Source organism: Paraeggerthella sp. (genome assembly GCF_048427265.1).
In the GTDB taxonomy this organism is placed as follows: Bacteria; Actinomycetota; Coriobacteriia; order Coriobacteriales; family Eggerthellaceae; genus Paraeggerthella; species Paraeggerthella hominis.
The window spans coordinates 1-16,097 of record NZ_DBFOSR010000112.1 but is presented as its reverse complement, the minus strand read 5'-3'; the positions used below and the strand labels follow the sequence as shown (position 1 = coordinate 16,097).

At 62.6% G+C, this 16,097-nt stretch carries 17 protein-coding genes; 6 read left to right on the top strand and 11 right to left on the bottom strand.

Translation table 11 applies throughout. The annotated features are described in order from the left end of the window. Positions 1–182 precede the first annotated feature (182 nt). Together ACMNI9_RS09965 and ACMNI9_RS09960 are read left to right on the top strand one after the other, a co-directional pair. Positions 183–1,010 carry an SDR family NAD(P)-dependent oxidoreductase gene (locus ACMNI9_RS09965; RefSeq protein WP_418831902.1) on the top strand — a complete coding sequence of 276 codons (828 nt, stop codon included), beginning with the start codon at positions 183–185 and terminating at the stop codon, positions 1,008–1,010. Positions 1,011–1,166: 156 nt separating this feature from the next. Further along, positions 1,167–2,513 carry a lipase family protein gene (locus tag ACMNI9_RS09960; RefSeq protein WP_418831900.1) on the top strand — a complete coding sequence of 449 codons (1,347 nt, stop codon included), beginning with the start codon at positions 1,167–1,169 and terminating at the stop codon, positions 2,511–2,513. 83 nt (positions 2,514–2,596) lie between these two features. On the opposite strand, the gene ACMNI9_RS09955 is transcribed toward ACMNI9_RS09960, so the two are convergent. After that, the gene (locus ACMNI9_RS09955) at positions 2,597–2,839 is read right to left on the bottom strand and encodes a helix-turn-helix transcriptional regulator (RefSeq protein ID WP_225748978.1); all 243 of its coding nucleotides are present in this window, start codon (positions 2,837–2,839) and stop codon (positions 2,597–2,599) included. Between the two features lie 20 nt (positions 2,840–2,859). After that, a complete protein-coding gene (locus ACMNI9_RS09950) occupies positions 2,860–3,174 on the bottom strand; it encodes a DUF6442 family protein (RefSeq protein WP_216529014.1) in 315 nt (104 codons plus the stop codon). A 194-nt stretch (positions 3,175–3,368) separates the two neighbouring features. Between ACMNI9_RS09950 and ACMNI9_RS09945 the strand changes: the two genes are divergently transcribed. Next, positions 3,369–4,205 (top strand): alpha/beta hydrolase, encoded by an 837-nt coding sequence (locus ACMNI9_RS09945; RefSeq protein WP_418831898.1) that lies wholly within the window; start codon positions 3,369–3,371, stop codon positions 4,203–4,205. A 45-nt stretch (positions 4,206–4,250) separates the two neighbouring features. On the opposite strand, the gene ACMNI9_RS09940 is transcribed toward ACMNI9_RS09945, so the two are convergent. The 8 genes from ACMNI9_RS09940 to ACMNI9_RS09905 all read right to left on the bottom strand — a co-directional run bounded on the left by ACMNI9_RS09940 (position 4,251) and on the right by ACMNI9_RS09905 (position 10,420). Beyond that, the gene (locus ACMNI9_RS09940; protein ID WP_418831896.1) at positions 4,251–5,702 is read right to left on the bottom strand and encodes a DHA2 family efflux MFS transporter permease subunit; all 1,452 of its coding nucleotides are present in this window, start codon (positions 5,700–5,702) and stop codon (positions 4,251–4,253) included. 108 nt (positions 5,703–5,810) lie between these two features. After that, entirely contained in the window at positions 5,811–6,443 is a 633-nt protein-coding gene (locus ACMNI9_RS09935; RefSeq protein WP_225748645.1) for a M48 family metallopeptidase, read from the bottom strand. A gap of 8 nt (positions 6,444–6,451) precedes the next feature. Further along, the gene (gene rsmI / locus ACMNI9_RS09930; protein WP_225748644.1) at positions 6,452–7,327 is read right to left on the bottom strand and encodes a 16S rRNA (cytidine(1402)-2'-O)-methyltransferase; all 876 of its coding nucleotides are present in this window, start codon (positions 7,325–7,327) and stop codon (positions 6,452–6,454) included. A gap of 11 nt (positions 7,328–7,338) precedes the next feature. Then, the gene (locus ACMNI9_RS09925; protein WP_255616261.1) at positions 7,339–7,464 is read right to left on the bottom strand and encodes a hypothetical protein; all 126 of its coding nucleotides are present in this window, start codon (positions 7,462–7,464) and stop codon (positions 7,339–7,341) included. Positions 7,465–7,667: 203 nt separating this feature from the next. Next, positions 7,668–8,333, bottom strand: coding sequence for a methionine ABC transporter permease (locus tag ACMNI9_RS09920; RefSeq protein ID WP_225748643.1), 666 nt, complete (start codon positions 8,331–8,333; stop codon positions 7,668–7,670). Further along, positions 8,323–9,333 (bottom strand): methionine ABC transporter ATP-binding protein, encoded by a 1,011-nt coding sequence (locus tag ACMNI9_RS09915; protein WP_225748642.1) that lies wholly within the window; start codon positions 9,331–9,333, stop codon positions 8,323–8,325. The genes ACMNI9_RS09920 and ACMNI9_RS09915 overlap by 11 nt, the downstream gene beginning before the upstream one ends. Before the next feature lie 26 nt (positions 9,334–9,359). Continuing rightward, on the bottom strand, positions 9,360–10,196 hold the full coding sequence (locus ACMNI9_RS09910; protein ID WP_418831893.1) for a MetQ/NlpA family ABC transporter substrate-binding protein: 837 nt from the start codon (positions 10,194–10,196) through the stop codon (positions 9,360–9,362). Positions 10,197–10,294: 98 nt separating this feature from the next. Further along, positions 10,295–10,420: a hypothetical protein gene (locus tag ACMNI9_RS09905; RefSeq protein WP_255616260.1), complete on the bottom strand. Its 126-nt coding sequence runs from the start codon at positions 10,418–10,420 to the stop codon at positions 10,295–10,297. A 516-nt stretch (positions 10,421–10,936) separates the two neighbouring features. Between ACMNI9_RS09905 and ACMNI9_RS09900 the strand changes: the two genes are divergently transcribed. After that, entirely contained in the window at positions 10,937–11,749 is an 813-nt protein-coding gene (locus ACMNI9_RS09900; protein WP_225748640.1) for an alpha/beta hydrolase, read from the top strand. 94 nt (positions 11,750–11,843) lie between these two features. After that, positions 11,844–12,908, top strand: a complete 1,065-nt coding sequence (locus ACMNI9_RS09895) for a PTS transporter subunit IIC (protein ID WP_418831891.1) — start codon at positions 11,844–11,846, stop codon at positions 12,906–12,908. Positions 12,909–12,984: 76 nt separating this feature from the next. Here the strand turns inward: ACMNI9_RS09895 and ACMNI9_RS09890 are convergent, their stop codons facing one another. Further along, complete coding sequence (locus tag ACMNI9_RS09890) at positions 12,985–13,533, bottom strand: glutathione peroxidase (protein ID WP_418831889.1); 549 nt, start codon at positions 13,531–13,533, stop codon at positions 12,985–12,987. A 289-nt stretch (positions 13,534–13,822) separates the two neighbouring features. Here ACMNI9_RS09890 and ACMNI9_RS09885 point away from each other — a divergent pair, with 289 nt between their 5' ends. Further along, positions 13,823–15,580: a glycerophosphodiester phosphodiesterase family protein gene (locus tag ACMNI9_RS09885; RefSeq protein WP_418831887.1), complete on the top strand. Its 1,758-nt coding sequence runs from the start codon at positions 13,823–13,825 to the stop codon at positions 15,578–15,580. Positions 15,581–16,097 lie beyond the last annotated feature (517 nt).

Below are 16,097 nucleotides of genomic sequence, written 5' to 3'. Positions count from 1 at the left end.
CGCAAACCGCTGCAGTCGTATCGCAAACCGCTACAGACGCCAACCGCGCAAGCCGAAAACGCATGGGGCGGCGCTTTTTGCGGAAACCCCTTCAAACCCAATCGCCGAAAGCGTACGCTGGAAGTGTCGCTTCGCGCCGTTTTCCGCGAAGCGCGCCAACCCGCTCTCGAAGGAGGCATCTCATGGCAAAGCAGGCGTACGAAGGCCGTTTCGACGGAAAAGTCATGATCATAACCGGAGCCGCGCGTGGCATCGGACGTGCCACCGCTCTGCGCGCAGCCGCAGAAGGCGCGAAGCTCTTGCTGGTCGACCGCCTTGAAGACGAGGGCGAGAGAACGCTTGCCGAGGTTCGCGCCGTAGCTCCCGACGCGCTGTTCCTACCCCTCGACCTCTCCATAGAAGAGAACGCCCAGGCTATGGTAGCCCGAACGGTCGAAGCGTTCGGACGTCTGGACATTGCCGTGAACAACGCCGGCGTGATGGGCCAGCCCGACAACGTGCACGAGCTGACCAAGGAGCAGATGGACTACACCATGGCGAACAACCTCTACACGGTGTTTTTCTGCGCAAAGCACGAGCTTCGGCAGTTCATCGCGCAGGGCGGCGGCGGGTCCATCGTCAACGTAGCGTCCATCGCCGGCATGACCGGCTTGCCGGGCAACCCCGCCTACGTTGCATCGAAGCACGCCGTCAACGGTCTGACCAAGAACCTCGCGCTGGATTACGCACGCTACGGCGTGCGCGTCAACTCGGTCAATCCCGCCGGAACCGCCACGCCCATGGTCGAAGAGGCGTACGCATACGTGATGGAGAAGCAGCAGGCGGCCGTAGCCGCCGGGGCGGATCCGGCCGACGCCGCATCGATGGCCGGGCAAAAGACCGAGTCCATGCTGAAACGAGATGCCGAAGCCGAAGAGCAAGCCGCCTCGATCCTGTTTTTGGCCTCGGACGATGCCTCGCACATGACCGGCGAAATCGTCGCAACCGACGGCGGTTGGACGTCGTTCTAGCTTCACCCGCACGTGAGGCGCGCGAAACCTTAAGGAAAGTTAACAACGTGCGCCGGAAAGGTCTTCTTTGCGTGAAGACGCGCGGCTGCCTGCAAGGCTGCCCCTATACTGAAGCCTCTCGCAAGCAGCCGCGCCGTTCGCATTGACAGGAGGCCCATGCGCACCACGCCCGCACGCCGCGTCGCGTCCACCGCCGCGGCCATCTTCGTCAGTCTTATGTTCTTGGGAATGTTCCTGATCCCCCTTCGCTATCTGGGCGCCACGATGGGCATTGTGCCCACGGCACGCGTGACCGCCGAAGCGTCTGCGCCTGCACCGACCCCCTCGGCAACAGGCAAGACCATCACGGCCGAATACTGCAGCGAGGCCGTAACGGCAAGCAATCCATCGAACCTTGCGGGACGGACGTCAACGAACTTGGTCTTCAACGACTCCTGGTTGCTTCAAGATGCCGATTCCTACCACCACGATCTAGCCACGGCTTGCGCAGTGCTCGCAGCGGTGTGCAATTCGGAATCGCAATACTACAGCAATGTCGAAGGAGCGGCCCCCTACGCCGAGCAATCGCTTTGGGCCCTGGGCTTCGCCGACGTGCGCACGGAATCCTACGCGCTGCGCAGCAACATCCTTGACGAGCTGGGAGCGCTTTTCATAGGATCCCACGACGTTGCCGCCTACACCTTCGCCAGCAAAACCATTCCCAACCCGCAAGGAGGAACGCCCCTCACGCTGGTGTTCGTGGGCGTGCGCGGAAGCTACGGCATCGAATGGATCAGCAACTTCAACCTGCACGATGCACAGGGAGACAGCGACGACCACCACGGGTTCGGAAAAGCCGAAACCGAAGTGGAACGCGCGCTCGCCCGCTACGCGCATGAAATAGGAGCAAGCCCGGAACGCACCCGCATTCTGATCACCGGCCACAGTCGCGGAGGGGCCATCGCGAACCTGCTGGCCGCAAGGCTGAACAACCTTGGCGAAACATCGAACAAGATTGCTCCCGCTTCGGGCATCTACGCCTACACGTTCGCAGCTCCCGGGTGCACGCGCGAATCCGACCGGCAAAGCCCTGCGTACGACAACATCTTCAACATCGTGAACGAATCCGACATCGTGCCGAAGCTTCCGCTCTCAACCTGGGGATACGGGCGATACGGAACCACCGTTGCGCTGCCAAGCGTTTCCAGCGACCAGTTCTCGACGCTGTTCGACCGCATGCGAGAGGCATTCCAGCGCAATACGGGAATCATGCCGACCTACGACAAGGCGGGGCTGGCGTCGATCGATACGTTCGAGAACAACATGGACGAAGTGCTGACCTCGATCGGAAGCCCGGTCAATCCCGCACGCATCGTCGCGGCAGCCGGATCGCTGCTGGGAGTGGACTTCGGCGCGGCTCTGGCCTCGCACTTCCCCGATACGTACATCGCTTGGATGCAAAGCACCGACGACAACAGCCTCTCGTTCGACGCGCCCGCCAAGCGCACGGCGATCGCCTCGTAAGCAGGCGGGTCGTCAACGTCCACCAAGACGCGAAACGCGTTTCGCTCAAACGCATCGTCGCCGGCAAAGCAGCAGCGAAAGCGTCACTCGAAATAGAACAAGTCTTCGAACTTCTTATCCAGCGCAATGCAGAGCACGAGCGCAAGCTTCGCCGTTGGGTTGAACAAACCCGTCTCGATAGATGAAATGGTCTGACGCGACACGCCCACCAATCGAGCAAGCTCCAACTGAGAAAGCCCCGCTTCGGCTCGCGCCGCTTTCAGGCGGTTCTTCAGTTCCAACTCGCCATCGTTTCGATGAACGTCGTCAAAGCCGAACGAGGGCATCTTAATCACGAACGATCCCCTTACATCGTGATCAACACATGCTGGACAGCCCAGATCACGGCGGCAACAGCAGCGAAAGCGCCCAGGAACAGCGCCCCTTTCATGCGCAGTTTGGAGTACTGCGCAAACCCCATGCTGGCAACCCCCGCCATGAAAACCGCGTTGATCCCGTTCGTTTCAAGACCGTGCGACCGATCCCACACCTGCAAGATTGCCAACCCCAGCATCAGCGTACTTCCCACGATCACGAGCATACGCTGCTCCATAGACCGGAAGCGCTCGTCGACCAGCCCATTATCCTCACGGCTTTTCTCAAGAATCTCATGCTTGTCCATACCGAATCCTTTCCGGCAGTCCCGAAGGAGAACCCGCGCACAACCCATAATCCCAGCCCAACCGTGTTCCGATCCAACGGTAATGTCAAGTACACTTGACATTACGATAAGTTTACTTGACATCATGCAAGAATACAAGCTGCGTGCCCCAAATCAGAAACCCTGCATCGCTTTCTTTTGCTACCATAACGATCATGAAAGCTAACGACGAAACACCCCAAGCCAAGAAGGCGCACAAGCCGCGCGCGAAGTGGCCGCGCCGCCTTGCAATCGCCCTAGCGATTGCGCTGGTCGCAGCGTGCTTGGCAGCAAGCGCCTTTCTCGTGTACGCCAGCTCGTACTACCACGACGCAGACGCGCATCACGAAAACCTCGCGTCCACCGCGCAGCTTCCCGTTGAGCAGGGCGACGGATACCTGGCATTCGGAGACCCGAACGCCAGCGTCGGCTTGGTGTTCTACCCGGGAGCGAAGGTCGAGTACAGCGCCTACGCCCCGCTCATGCGCGACCTAGCCGAACGCGGCGTTTTCTCCGTGGTGGTGCAGATGCCGTTCAACTTCGCGTTCTTCGACATCAACGCAGCCGACCGCGTTCGCGCCGCATACCCCGCGATCACCTCATGGTGGGTGGGCGGTCACTCCCTCGGCGGATCCATGGCCGCACAATACACTGCTGATCACGCAGACGACCCCAGCATGAAGGGCATCGTTTTGGCGGCCTCCTACTCCGCGAGCGATCTTTCGCACGCCAACCTGGGAGCCGTTTCCGTATACGGCTCGAACGACCAGGTGCTCAACCGCTCGAAACTCGAAGAAAACGCGGGGCTTCTGCCTTCCGAGTCATCCACCGTGGAGATAGCGGGTGGAAACCACGCAGGTTTCGGCGACTACGGCCCGCAAGACGGCGACGGCTCCGCGTCGATCTCCCCCGAACAGCAGCGTGGCCAGGCGGCGGACATCATTGCAGCCTACCTGCTCGATCGCGAGCAGGCGGCAACGCCCCAAAGCGCAAGCCTGCCCCAAGCAGCTTAAAACGAACGAGCCGCTTTTCCGCACCAGCAAGCAAGCCGCCGCACGTTACGCCGCCTTCCGAGCTTTTCCACGCGGAAGCAAGAGCATCCCTGCCACGAACCCGGCCACGATGACGCCCGCCTGCACCTCGAAGCTCACGCCGAAGCCGAACGCATCGATGCCCAGGTCGTTCGAAGATGCCTGCGCCATGATGGCGATGAGTACCGAGGAGGCAAGCGCCCCGAAGATCTGCCGAAACGACGTGATGATGGCCGTTCCTTGAGCCAGGTCCTCGGCAGGAAGCGCCGCGCACGCGTACGCCGTCATGGGCATCATCAGGCACGCCACGCCCACGGTGCGCACGCCGAACAGCGCGGTCACCGCCCACTCAGGCGTACTGGCATCGCACGCCGCGAAGGCAAGCGTCCCAACAGCCAGCACCGCGGATCCAACAACGATCAAAGGGCGCGGACCGCATCGGTCCAGCAACCGGCCCGTCACGGGGTTCAGCACCCCCAGCAGCAACGCCCCGGGAAGAATGGCCAGGCCGGACGACGTGGCGCTCAGCCCCTGCACATCCTGCACGAACAGCGGGACCATGATCGACCCCGCCATGAACGCAATCTGCGCGATCATGACCAAGCCGGTAGCCACGGCGAAGGTTCGGTTGCGAAAGCACGCAAGCTTGAGAAGAGGTTGATCGATGCGCGCCTGCCTTCGAGCGAACACCGCCAAAGCCGCCACGCCGCTCACAAGCGCAAGGACGGGCAGCGCGCTCAAGCTCCCGTCCGCCTCCATGAACGTAGTCCCTGCCATGATGGCGCAGAACCCAAGCGCATAGAGCAAACCCGAGGGGACATCGAAACGCTCGCGCTTCCCTTCGCGCTTCATCACATCGGTCAGCAGGGGAAGCGCCAGCGCTATCACAACAATGGTCACGGCGCCCAACACGATGAACACCGAGCGCCAACCCCAAAAGTCTATGAGGAAGCCCGATACGGTGGGGCCGATAGCCGGCGCGAACCCGATGATCAAGCCCACCAGGCCCATAGCGCGTCCGTACTCGTTGCGCGGATACACCGAAAGCGCCACCACCTGAATGAGCGGCAACGCGATGCCGGCACCGCCCGCCTGCAGCAAGCGCGACGCCAGCAGCAGCGGGTAGTTCGGTGCGAACAGGGCGGCAGCGCACCCCGCCACGAAGCACAGCATGGCGGCAACGAACAGCTTCTTCGCATCAACGCGATTCACCAGGTAAGCCGTCATGGCCGAAATAAGGCCCAGCATGAAAATATAGGACGTGGTAAGCAGCTGACCAAGAGCGGCGTTCACCGCGAACTCGTGCATGATGGTGGGCAGCGCCGCTATCATCATGCTTTGGGAAATGCACGCGGCAGTGGTGCCGGCCATCATGATGGACAGCACGACGGTTCGCTGCCTGCGCGGCAGTCCGTCGTGCGCGGCAAGCGCATCGTCGCCCGCAGCCTGGTGTTTCGCTCTGTCCGTTTGCTGTCCCATAAGGCCATGGTAGCACCGGCACTTTGGGAGCCCCCACCCTTCGGCAAACGTGCACATTACAGTTCGGCAACGTATCGCATGCAAACTAATTTGCCTTCTAACCAGGCTTTATCGCAGCTTATCGCGCCGTTCGCACCAATCGGGCATGAAGGTATCCATAAGCTCTTTGAAGCGCGGGCCGTGGCCCCGTTCCAAAAGATGGCACAGTTCGTGAACCACCACGTACTCCAGGCATTCCGGGGGATACAGCGCCAGGCGCACGTTCAGGCAGATGCGGCCCGTCGAAGGCTGGCAGCTGCCCCAGCGACTGGTCATGTTCCGGTACGCCAGCTTGCCCGCCTTCACGCCCATGATGGGCTCCCAAGCTTCCACCAGCACCGGAGCGCACGCCTCCACCACGGCGCGCCATGCGGCAACCTGCTCCGGCGAAGCCTGAGCCGCCCGAGCCGCAGGCGACGACGCAGCCTGCGCGCGCTTCTGGTCGATCCACGTCCGCTTCTCCCGAACGAAGCGCTCCACATCCTGGTCGCGCACATGCAGCGGAGCGGAAACTTCCACGCAGCCGCCCGTGCGCGCGATGCGCAGGTTGAGGTTCTTCACGCGCTTGCGCGTCAAGCGTACGGGCAGACCGTCCACAAGAAGCTCTACCGCAGCATCGCCCGCACGACGCCCGCGCGCCGAACGACCTGCGGGTGCAAGAGCGCCGCTCCCGCGCTGCGCATCGCGAAAACCCTGGGACATGCGGCTCCCTACGCCTCGAGCGCGATGTCGTAGGCCGCGTTGCGCGCAATGCCGAACTCGTCGGCTATGGTGCGAGCTACGTCCTTGTTGCGCGCGCCGGCAGCCTTCAGCTCTGCCGCTCGAGTCCGAGCGGCAGACTCGGCGTCTTCCTCGGCCGCAGCACCCTCCGCCACGCTGGGACCATCGATCACCAGCACGATCTCGCCCTTGATGCCGCCGCCTTCCGCACGAGCGGCAAACATGTCGCGCAGGCGCGGCAGGGAGTCGCGCGCCACTTCCTCGTGCAGCTTCGTCAACTCGCGGCATACGGCACCCTCGCGGTAAGGGTACGCCTCGGCAAGCGATTCAAGTGCGCTGACCAGGCGATTAGGACTTTCGTAGAAGATGAGCGCGGCGTCGAGGGCACGCAACGACTCCAGCGTGGCGCGGCGCTCCGCATCCTTGCGCGGGAAGAAGCCGCCGAAATAGAACCGCGGGTTCGTGCTGCCGCTGGCCACGTACGCCGTAGCCGCAGCAGTCGGACCGGGCAGCACCTCCACGGGCACGCCGGCCTCATGCGCGGCGCGCACCAAACGCAAGCCGGGATCCGACACGCCGGGCATGCCGGCATCGGAGCAGTACGCGATCACCTCTCCGGCCGCCACGCGATCGACGATGGCCGACGCGCGCTCGCCCATGAGCGCTTCGTCAAGGCGCTCGATGCGCTTCTCGATGCGATACGCCGCCAAAAGCCTGCCCGTGACGCGCGTGTCTTCGGCGCATACCGCATCGGCGGACTGCAAGGCCGCAAGCGCACGCTGCGGCATGTCCCCCAAGTTGCCGATAGGCGTCGGGCATATAACCAGCTTTCCAGCTGCGCGAGTTCCGGCTGCACAAGATTCCACTGGCTACCCCGCTACTTTCGACGCATAAGAACGAACGCCACCACCAGCACGACAAGCGCGAGCGCCACCACGCCGCCCACGATGAACGGTAGCGGATTGTCTCCCGTACAGGCCAGGCAGCCATACGCAAGCTCCATGCAACTCCCCTTTCGTCGTGCCGGCGCCTCGGTGCGCAACGGCGTTTCAACCGGTCTCCATTGTCGGGCATGACGAGCCCAATGGCAAACGCAACCCGCCAACCATCGCTCACAAAACGCAAGTCGGCGGGTTGCGCGCGAACGCTAGCGCGGCCGACAGGCTGCGCACGGGCGCTAGCGCTGCTGACAGGCTGCGCGCGAGGCTAGCGCATCTTCTGAGCTCGGGCAACCCACGCGTCGCCCAAAAACTGTATCGCCTGTACAAGCACGATCAGCACCGCAATGCACGACACCATGACATCGGCCTGATAGCGCTGGTAGCCGTACCGGTACGCCAGATCGCCCAGGCCCCCGCCGCCCACGATGCCGGCCATCGCGGAAAAGCCCAGGATGGAAATGGCCGTGATGGTAATGCCCTTGATCAGCGGAACACGCGCCTCTGGCAGCAGCACGAACAGCACGACCGCGGTTTTGCTGGCGCCGGCGGCGAACGCGGCCTCCAGCATACCCCGGTCAACCTCCGCGAACGAGGTTTCCGACAACCGCGCGAAAAACGCGATCGCGGCAATGGACAGGGGAACCACCACGGCCTCGCTGCCGATCTTCGTGCCCACGATCAAAGACGACAGCGGAAGCAAGAAGATGAGCAGGATGAGAAACGGAATGGAGCGCACCACGTTCAGCACGGCCCCCACCAGCCTGTTGACCCAGACGTTCTTCACGAACAAGCGCGTGCCGGTGACGTACAGAAGAATTCCCAGAGCGCCCCCGACCACCACGGCGGCCGCCAGCGCAACCGAGCACATGAACGCGGTCTGACCCAACGCAACGCCAAGCTCCGGCGCAATTCGCACGATGTTATCCAGCATGGCGCACCACCTCCAAACGCTCCACGCGCGCCCTCAAGTGCGCCGCGACTTTCTCTATTTCCGCAGGCTCGCCGTTCACCAGCACGTACAGAATCCCGTAAGGCTGTTGGGCAAGGTACTCTATCCGCCCGTGCACGATCGATATCGTCACGTCGAACGAAGACCCCGCTTCGAACAGAACCGGCTCGGTTGCGGCAGGGCCCGCGTACGTTAATTTGAACAGCGCTCCGCTTTGCTGCAGCACCTCTTCAGGCAGGTCGAAGCGCTGCGTTTGCTCGACAAGGCCCTTCGCCACCTCCGACTGGGGATTCGAAAGCACGTCGAACGTGTTGCCATGCTCCACGATGCGGCCCTTGCCCATAACCGCCACCCGATGGCAGATGCGCTTCACCACGTCCAGCTCGTGCGTGATGACCACCATAGTGACGCCCAGCTCCTCGTTCGCGCGCCTAAGCACGTCTAGGACCGATGCGGTGGTCTCCAGGTCGAGCGCGCTCGTAGGCTCGTCGCACAGCAGGATGCGCGAACTGGGGGCAAGCGCCCGCGCGATCGCCACGCGCTGCTTCTGCCCGCCACTGAGCGTGCGCGGGTAGACGTCCTTCTTGTCCAGCAGGTTCACGAACCTCAGCACCTCGTCAACGCGCTCGTCCGTCTGCCGCTTGCTCCACCCGGCCTGCTTGAGCGGAAACGCAACGTTTTGGCCGACGGTCTTCGCGTTCCACAGATTGAAGTGCTGGAAGATCATGCCGATGCCCGCGCGGGTTTCGCGCAGCTGCCTGCCCCTTTGCCCCACGATGGAAACGCCATCGACGATCACCTCCCCGGCGGTGGGCGCTTGCAGCAGGTTGATCGTTCTGACAAGGGTGGACTTCCCAGCGCCGCTCGACCCGACGATGCCGAGCACCTCCCCTTCGCGCACGGCCAGGCTCACCCCGTCAACGGCCGGCGCCTTGGATTGCCCCGAGGGAAATTCGACGCGCACGTTTTTCAACTCGATCATGATGCTCCTCACGTGGACGAATCCTCTTAGTAACCGCTCGGCCTACTGAAGGCGGAGAAGGGGCGGCTGGGGTCCTCGATGGCGCGTCGGAAGGCGTCCGAGCCCACAATGGCAACGATGTCCTGGGCAAAAGGAGCGGCAGCATCCTCTCCGCGCACCGCGATCACGTTGTAATAGCCCTCGGAAAGCTGCTCCATGTAGGCCGCGTCGGCAAGGTCGAGGCCCGCGCCGATGGCGTAGTTGCCGTTGACCACGGCTGCGTCCACGCTATCGAGCACCGTGGGCAGAATCTCGGCGTTGACCTGCTTGATAACGATGTTCTTGGGGTTGGACGCGATATCGTCGACCGTCGCCTTGGCGGGGTCCACCGCCGAATCAAGAAAGACAAGACCAGCCTGTTGCAACACGCGCAACGAACGCGACAGGTTGGTGTCATCATTGGGAACGGCCACCGTCGCCCCTTCGCTCAACTGGTCGAGCGAACCCACCTTGTTGGAGAAAACGCCCATGGCCGCCGTAGGAATTTCGGCGAGAGCGGCCAGATCAAGGCCATGCTGCTGGGCAAAGCTGTTCAGATACGTGGAATGTTGGAACACGTTAAGCGAAATGTCTCCGTTGACAAGGGCGTTGTTGGGCTGGACGTAATCCGAGAACTCAACGTAGCTCACGGAATACCCCCGTTCCCTCAACGACGGCTCGACGGCTTCGCGAAACAGATCCTGATACGGACCGGCGACCACGCCCACTTTGAGCGACTTCGCGCCGGAATCATCCGTTCCAGGGGCCGAACAGCCCGAAAACAGGACCAGCGCGGCGCACAGGCTCGCAACGATCGAGAGCAGAGCAACAAGCTTGCATTTCATGACAAGTACCTTTCTTTTGCAGGAGGACGACCCGAGTTCGGGCATAAAAAAAGAAGCCTGAGGCTTCCGAGAATCGCGACACGGTATGTACGTTCACCCTAAGAAACAAGGATAGCGTTGCGACAATTCTCGAAGCACGACATGCGCATGCGCGGACGCATGCCCATCAGCACGGACAGAGCGCGGGGCATCATCATGTTCATGTACGAGAAAACAGCTATCATGGCCAACCTCCTTCCGGGTGCAAAAAGCCGATCCGAATACTACAGCAAATCACTAGGTGTTCAGTATAGGGAAGGAATCCGCGCCGTCAAGACCCCAATAAGAATCGATGCAACGGGCGACGGCGCGGGGCTCGCGAGGTCCGTGGGGTTCGCGGACGACGCGGGGTTCGCGGGGTTCGCGGACGACGACGCAGGACTTGCGAGGTCCGTGGGGTTCGCGGACGACAGCGTGGGACCCGCGGGGTTCGCAGGGCTCGCGGACGGCGCGGAACCCGCGAACGACAGCGCGGGGTCCGTGGGAGCAGGAAACGCACATGGAGCACGGGCGGTTGGGGATGGCGTGCATCGCGGGCCCGTGATGCGCCCGGAAGCCGGGTCGCGCGCGGCACGCAGGCGCGGATGCGCAATGCGCCCGTGTCTGCGCATCGAGCGTCGCCGCCGCGCAGCCGGCCCCGCTTCCCCCTGCGCAACGCGCTACAATGGAACCAACGTCGTACCCGATAGAGAGAAGGTCCCATGCACCAGGAACTCACGAAGAAGGCAGCAGAAGGATTCCTGCTGGTCGGACGCATCGACGCGCCCGAAAACCCGAAGGCGTGCGCGGTCATCGTCCATGGCCTGTGCGAGCACTACGGCCGCTACGATTACGTGGTGGAGCAGCTGCTGGCGGCCGGTTACGCCGTGGTGCGCTTCGACCATCGCGGGCATGGCCGGTCGATGGGCAAAGCGGTCTGGTACGACAACCGCCAGCAGATCGTGGCCGACACGGATCTGTTCGTGGAAGAGGCTCGCGCGCACTTCCCCGACCTGCCGCTGTTCATGATCGGGCATTCCATGGGCGGGTTCGGCGCAGCCAGCTACGCAACGACGTACCCCGGGAAGCTGGACGGCTACGTGCTGTCGGGAGCCTGGACCCGCGATCATGCCGGCTTGGCAGCGGGCGTGGTCGAGCAGGGGCTCGACCCGCAAACCTACCTCCCCAACGAGCTGGGCGACGGCGTATGCTCGGACCCCGCCGTGGGCGAAGCGTACCTGGCCGATCCGTTCGTCGTCAAAGAGTTCTCCGTTGCGCTGCTGCGCGCCGTGCACGACGGCCACGTATGGCTCCGCGAGCACGCTGCGAATTTCTCCGACCCGGTGCTTTTGCTGCACGGCGGCGATGACGGCCTAGTCAGCCCGCAAGACAGCATCGACATGTACAAGGAGGTGTCGGCCACGGACAAGTCTTTGCGCATCTACGCCGGCCTCTACCACGAGATATTCAACGAGTTCAAGCGCGACCGCGTTATCCGCGACGCCATCGAATGGCTGGACGACCGCGCACGGTAAGCGCTCCTCGCCGAAAAAACGCCGCCGAGCATTCCCCCTGAGAGATCGAACGGGTACAGTTCCACGAAACCGCTCGACAATCAGGGGGATTATCATGTCGCAAGGAGCCTTTGCTTCCTTTCTCGCGCGCAAGGACATCGAGATCTCGCCGCAGCGCTACGCTATCGACGCGCTGTCGGCCATGGCGCAAGGCTTGTTCGCCTCGCTTTTGATCGGAACCATCCTCGCCACCGTGGGAGACCTTACGGGAATCGCGTTCTTCAACGAGGTAGGCAGCTTCGCCAAAAGCGTTGCCGGGCCCGCCATGGCCATCGCCATCGGGTACGCCCTGAAAACGCCGCCGCTCGTTCTGTTCTCGCTTGCCGCCGTGGGTTACGCCGCGAACGCTGCGGGCGGCGCGGGCGGGCCGCTTGCCGTGCTGGTGGTTGCCATCGTGGCATCGGAGTGCGGCAAGGCCGTGTCGAAGGAGACGAAGGTCGACATCCTGGCAACGCCCGCCGTCACCATCCTGGCGGGCTGCGGGCTGTCGATCGCCGTCGCCCCGGCCATCGGCGCCCTGGCGTCGTCCGTGGGCGGGTTCATCATGTGGGCAACCGAGTTGCAGCCGTTCTTCATGGGCGTCATCGTGTCGGTGGTCATCGGCATCGCCTTGACGCTGCCCATCTCGTCGGCCGCCATCTGCGCCGCCCTCAGCTTGACGGGGCTGGCAGGCGGCGCGGCCGTAGCTGGATGCTGCGCCCAGATGGTGGGGTTCGCCGTCATGAGCTTCAAAGAGAACAGCTGGGGCGGATTGGTGTCGCAAGGCTTGGGTACGTCTATGCTGCAAATGGGCAACATCGTGCGCAAGCCGATCATCTGGCTGCCGCCCATTCTGGCATCGGCCATTACCGGCCCCATCGCCACCTGCGTCTTTCAACTCCAGCAAAACGGCAGCGCAATCGCATCGGGCATGGGAACGTGCGGGCTGGTAGGCCCCATCGGCGTGTACACGGGATGGGTTGCAGACGCCATGGCGGGCGCACCGGCAGCCGGGCCCCTCGACTGGCTGGGGCTAGCGCTGATCTGCTTCATCCTGCCCGCCCTTCTCAGCTGGGGAATATGCACCGGCATGAGAAAAGCGGGGCTCATCAAGGACGGCGACCTCAAACTGGAGGCGTAAAGGCGCGCAGGTGCAAAACGGGGTGCCCAAGCGTTGCTCGGCACCCCGGTCGGAAAGCAACTTGGCCCGCAACCGACTACAGCAGCTCTTCCACGGCGGGCGCGACCGCATCGGGAATGTTTGCCGTGGGCTCGAAGCGGCGAACGACGTTCCCGTCGCGATCGACCAGGAACTTGGTGAAGTTCCACTTGATGGAAGGCTTCTGGGCGTATCCGGGATCGGCCTTTGCCAGCAGGTCCTCCAGAACAGGCGTCAGCTCATGGCCCTGGTCGAACCCCTCGAAGCCCTTTTGCTCTTGCAGGTACGCGAACAGCGGATCGGCGCCTTCGCCGTTGACCTCGATCTTCGCGAACTGAGGAAACGTCACGCCGAAGCGGGAGGTGCAAAACGCCGCGATCTCCTCGTTCGTTCCCGGAGCCTGATGGCCGAACTGGTCGCACGGGAAGTCCAAAACGTCCAGCCCGCGCTCGCGCAGGGCGCGATACAGTTCTTCGAGCTGGGCATACGTCGGCGTAAAGCCGCATTCGGTGGCGGTGTTCACAATAAGCAGGACGCGTCCGCGGTAATCGGCAAGCGAAACGGCGTTGCCCTGCTGGTCTTTCACGGTGAAATCGTAGATGCTCATGAGCGCCTTCTTTCGAGAGGTTTCCAAGAGGGTCCGATGGACGACCTTAGTGTACGCCCAATTGATACTTTGTTGATTACAGTTTACGAAACCGTTGCCGTCGCCCTTGGCGTCCGCTCCTCCACTGCCGCAAACGGCTTGCTCGCGCGGGCGGCGATGCGCTTCGAAGCCTTTGCCCACACCCCGTCCGTCGCCCGCTCCCTCAAGGCGTTCCCGCAACCAACCTGGTATCATGAGTCCAACAAGGAGCTAAAGCGTACGGCGATCTCGCCGCTTTCCAAGGAGACTCATGAACTTCATTCGCAGCACCTGGAGGCTGTTCGCGTACAACCTGCGAACCGTTTTCCTGTTCGAAGCAGGATTCCAGATTGCATTCGCCATTTTGTTCGTGCCGCTCAGTTTAGGGCTCATAGACTTCGCGCTGTACGCCGCCGGCCTTTCCTACCTGTGCGACGCGAATCTGGCGACATTCCTTGGCAGCCCCGTAACCTGGCCGTGCGCCTTGTTCGCCATACTCTTGCTAAGCCTGGGGTCGCTGTTCGAAATGTGCGCGCTCGTGCTGCTGATGCAGGCCGGAAGGATGCGGCGAAAGATTGGGGTGCGCGAGCTGGCGAACCGCACGTTCGAGCAAGCCGTGCGCATCGTCCATCCACGCAACTGGCTGCTGATCCCCTTCGTGCTGCTGTTTGTTCCGCTCACGAACCTGGCCGTGACCTCGTCGGTCTTGACCGATTTCAGGCCTCCCGAATTCATCATGGACTTCATCTGGGAAAACAACGTGCTTTCCTGCGCGTTGATCGCACTGTTCGTTGCCCTGTACATCCACGCTTTCTTCCTTGCGTTCGGCGTGCACTTCTTCACGCTGCGCAACGAGGACTGGATGCAGGCGCGCGCTTCGAGCAAGCGCCTGCTGCACGGCGCTCGCTGGATGCTGGCTCGCCGCATCTTGGCGCTTGTCGGCCTGTTCGCCGCAGAAGCGGCGGCGGTAGCGCTCATTGGAATATTCACGCTAACGGTGCTGATCGAGGGAGACGCCTCCCCGGTTGCCTCGATAGGGCTTGCCGTCATTTCGCTCGGGTTCTTGATAATCACGCAATGCCTGCTCACCCCGTTCAGCTACGCTGCGCTGAGCTGCACATTCTACGAACTCACCGACAAAAAGAACATCCCCGTCGACTACCGCTTCGAGCCATCGGGCCCAACCGGACGCACGCCGTTTGCCAAGAGGGCAACGGCAGCAGCGCTCGCCCTGATCGCGTTTGCATCCTCGACTTCGTACATAACTTCCCACGGCCTGTTCGAGCCTTCGCAGGAACCGCCCGCCCGCGTAGAGATCACCGCGCATCGTGGAGGAGCCCGCACCGCCCCGGAGAACACGCTTGCCGCCTTTCAGCAGGCTATCGACGAAGGCGCTGATTGGGTGGAGCTCGACGTGCAGCAAACCGCCGACGGCGTGCTCATGGTCATGCACGACGCCAACCTCAAGCGAACGACGGGGCTGGACAAGAACTTTTGGGAAGTCACGTACAACGAGATCAAAGATCTGGACAACGGATCCTGGTTCGATCCCGCGTTCGCCGATCAGCGCGTATGCACGCTCGAGGAAGCACTTGCCCTCTGCAAAGGCAAAATCAAGATGAACATCGAGGTCAAACCCGACGGTCACGGCACCGACCTGGAGCGGAAAACGGTCGACCTCATCAACGCTTACGGCATGCGCGACCACGTGGCGGTTGCCAGCATCTCCTACGACGCGCTCGTACGCGTAAAGCAAGCCGACCCGCTCATGCCCACCATGTACGATATGACGCTGGCGTACGGCTACCTTTCCCACATACCGTACGTCGACTACTTCAGCGTTGACGACTTCTTCGTTACGCGGCAGCTTGTCGACGACGCGCACCGCGAAGGGAAAATCGTCTACGCTTGGACCGTGAACGACCCCGCCAACATGGCGCGTTTGCTCAGCTACGGCATAGACGGCCTGGTCACAGACGATGTGACCGCCGCACGCGAAATGGCCGAGGACTTCCATCCCGCCGACTAGGCCCCGTGCGAACGGCGAGGGACGCTCCCGCATCCGCGCGGCCTTCGAGGGGAACGACCGGCCTACACCTGCAAGGGGACGCTACCCGTCCGCGAGCAGGATCGCGTCCCATCCCGAATCGTATCCCATCCCGCCACGCCCTCTTCGTCGAGGTTTTGTCAAAACGGACGAGTTTTGCTGGTCCTCAAACCAGGATAAACGCAACGAGCAAGTCTCTGACCAGGCATGATGGAAAATGCCCCTTGGCAACCTGTCGGCGAGAGGCGAAAAACCTCCGCAAAACTCGTCCGTTTTGACAGAGCCCGGAAACCGCGCGCGAAAAAACAGGGGGGCTTTTCAGCCCCCCCTTTCTTCGCCTTCTTCTCGCAGAGCGCCGGTCGGTCGGCCCTACGCCTTTTCCGTTTCGATCTCAAGCGCACCGGCTCGCTCGCACGAAGCGCACGGGCAGGTCGATCCCACGAACTCGTCGCGACTCGCGCGCGCTTGCTGCTCCTTCTCGACCAGGTTGGCTTTCGCC